The sequence below is a fragment of the Labrenzia sp. C1B70 genome (assembly GCF_000475395.1).
In the GTDB taxonomy this organism is placed as follows: Bacteria; Pseudomonadota; Alphaproteobacteria; order Rhizobiales; family Stappiaceae; genus Roseibium; species Roseibium algicola.
Map to the genome: position 1 here is coordinate 1 of NZ_AXCE01000013.1, position 2,611 is coordinate 2,611.

A 2,611-nucleotide genomic window follows, 5' to 3' on the forward strand; every position below is an offset into this window, starting at 1 on the left:
GTAAGCGCGAATTTCTCGGCACCTTTTGGCATTGAGTGCTGTGATGCATGAGGTGTCCACCAAAGGTAGGTGGACACCAATTCATGGAAGAAGATCAGAAGCTGAATGTGAGGCTGGTGGGTCGTGACGGACGGCGTTGGTACGATCCGGCGTCGAAAGCGCGTCTTGTTGCAGCCTGCCATAAGCCCGGCGTGTCGGTATCGCGGCTAGCGCTTGAACACGGGATCAATGCAAACCTGCTGAGGAAATGGGTCAAGGCAGCCCAGGAGACCGAGACTGTGCCGTCATCTTCGACGCCGGCGTTTGTCCCGGTTTTGGCCGTGGATAGCAATCCGCCGATGCCAAGCAGGCCGATGATGGAAGTGCCTCCCACGCTTGGTGAGCAGCGGTTGGCGAAATTGGAGAGAACGGGGTCATTGCCCTCTCCAGCCAAGGTGAGCGCGTCCCTGCCGAACGGAGTGAAGCTGACGTTTGAATTTGATGATGCGAATGCGTTGTCGGCGATAATCGGAGCCTTGTGCGATGTTCAGACTGGCCGCTGACGTTCAGGTCTACCTGCACCGCGAGCCGATCGACTTCAGGGCCGGGATCAACAGCCTTGCGGTGCGGGTTCAGGAGACGATGGGACTGGATCCCTTTGCCTCTGGGGTGTTTGCATTCTGTAATCGCCGCCGCGACCGGATGAAGCTGTTGTTCTTTGACCGGTCGGGCTTTGTGCTGGTCCTGAAGCAGCTGAGCGAGGACAAGTTCCGCTGGCCCCGGCGCGAGGATACGGTGGTGCGGCTGACGAGCGAGCAATTGCACTGGATTCTCGACGGCATCGATATCGATGCAATGGTTCGCCATCCTGTGCGGCACTACCAGGTCGCTGGTTGAAGGCTCTCGCATTCCGCGGTTGACGCGGCTGGACGGTTCAGATTCAAGAATCCGATGACTCGAACCGGCAAACCGACTGTTGAAGAACTGATGGCGCAGTTGGCCGCCAATGCCGCCGAAATCGCCGCGTTGAAAGCGGAGAAAGAAGCGCTCTCGCAGCGCGTCGTCAAACTCGAGGAAGAGCTTGCGCTTGCGCGGCTGCATCGGTTTGCGCCGCGCAGCGAAAAACGTGCTGATCGCCTCTTCAATGAAGCCGAGCAGGTTGCAGCCGAGGATGAGGCCAGGAACGATGATGGCGGCGAAGATGGTGCCGGTGTTGATCTGCCGGACACCGGATTGCCGCCTGCGGACAAACCTGCGGCCAAGAAACGGGGCCGCAAGCCGCTGCCGGAAAACCTGCCGCGCGAGCGCGTCGAATATGACCTTCCCGACGATCAGAAGGCCTGCCCGTGCTGTCATGGCCGGATGCATCGCATGGGCGAGACCGTTACCGAGCAGCTTCATATCGAGGTGAAGGCGAAGGTCTTGCAGAATGTTCGGTTCAAATATGCTTGCCGTCATTGCGACCGTACCGGCATCAACACGCCTGTCGTGGCCGCGCCGATGCCGGCGCAGCCCTTGCCGGGCAGTATCGCCACGGCCTCGACGCTGGCCTTCGCCCTGGTTCACAAATATGTCGACGGCACGCCGCTCTACCGCCTGGCGCAGACATTCGAGCGCGCCGGCGTTCCTGTCAGCCGTGGTGCTCTGGGGCACTGGGTGATCGGCTCGAGCGAAAAGCACCTGTCCCGCATCTATGACGCGCTGAAGCTGCGGCTCAGATCACAGCCCCTCATCCATGGCGATGAGACGACAGTCCAGGTGCTGAAGGAAAAGGACAAGCAAGCCACCAGCACATCGTATATGTGGGCTTACCGGAGCGGCGAGGACAGCGACGAGCCGATCGTGCTGCTCGACTATCAGCCGGGCCGCGGCCAGATCTACCCGCAGGCATTTCTCGGCGACTATCGCGGCCTGTTGATGAGCGACGGCTATTCCGCCTGGCGCACGCTGGAAGGCGCCACCCACCTTGGATGCATGGCCCATTCAAGACGGCGTTTTGTCAATGCCCTCAAGACGAGAAACAAGCCCGGCGGGCCGCCGGAGCAGGCGCTCAAGTTCTTCGAGCAGCTCTACCGGGTTGAAGGCCAGGCGCGAAACGAAAAGCCGGACAAGGGTGAAACGCGAGATCACTGCATTCGCCGCTTTCGTCAGCAGCACAGCGTTCCCGTCCTGAATGCCCTCAAGGAATGGCTCGACGCGATCGCCCCGAAGGTCTTGCCGGACAGCAAGCTCGGCGATGCCGTCTCCTATACCCTGAACCAATGGGAATATCTGACGCGTTACACCGAGGACGGCAGGATGCCGATAGACAACAACCTTCTCGAGCGCGATATCAGAATCTTTGCCACCGGCAGGAAGAGTTGGCTGTTCAGCGACACCGTCGAGGGAGCCAGGGCCAGCGCCGTCGTCTACAGCCTGATGTTGACCTGCCGGGCTTGTGGCGTCGAGCCGTTAGCCTGGTTGCGCCATGTCCTCACCGAATTACCGCAGCGCGCCGGCGACGCCGACATCAACGATCTGCTGCCCTTCAACTTCCCAAAAACAACCATCACCTGATCGAACCGGACGCTCTCCCATTCGAACACGTCCCGCCAAATCGCCGGCGTCAACGTGCAGGGAAATGAGCGCTTAC

The 2,611-nt window shown here is 60.4% G+C and carries 3 protein-coding genes; all 3 read left to right on the forward strand.

The genetic code is table 11. The features are described from left to right. Positions 1–83 precede the first annotated feature (83 nt). The 3 genes from Q666_RS52195 to Q666_RS52205 are packed head-to-tail and all read left to right on the forward strand — an operon-like array spanning position 84 to position 2,535. Positions 84–542, forward strand: a complete 459-nt coding sequence (locus tag Q666_RS52195; RefSeq protein WP_023000159.1) for a transposase — start codon at positions 84–86, stop codon at positions 540–542. Beyond that, positions 523–876 (forward strand): IS66 family insertion sequence element accessory protein TnpB, encoded by a 354-nt coding sequence (tnpB, locus tag Q666_RS52200; RefSeq protein ID WP_023000160.1) that lies wholly within the window; start codon positions 523–525, stop codon positions 874–876. The genes Q666_RS52195 and tnpB overlap by 20 nt, the downstream gene beginning before the upstream one ends. Before the next feature lie 54 nt (positions 877–930). Next, the gene (locus Q666_RS52205; protein ID WP_023000161.1) at positions 931–2,535 is read left to right on the forward strand and encodes an IS66 family transposase; all 1,605 of its coding nucleotides are present in this window, start codon (positions 931–933) and stop codon (positions 2,533–2,535) included. Positions 2,536–2,611 lie beyond the last annotated feature (76 nt).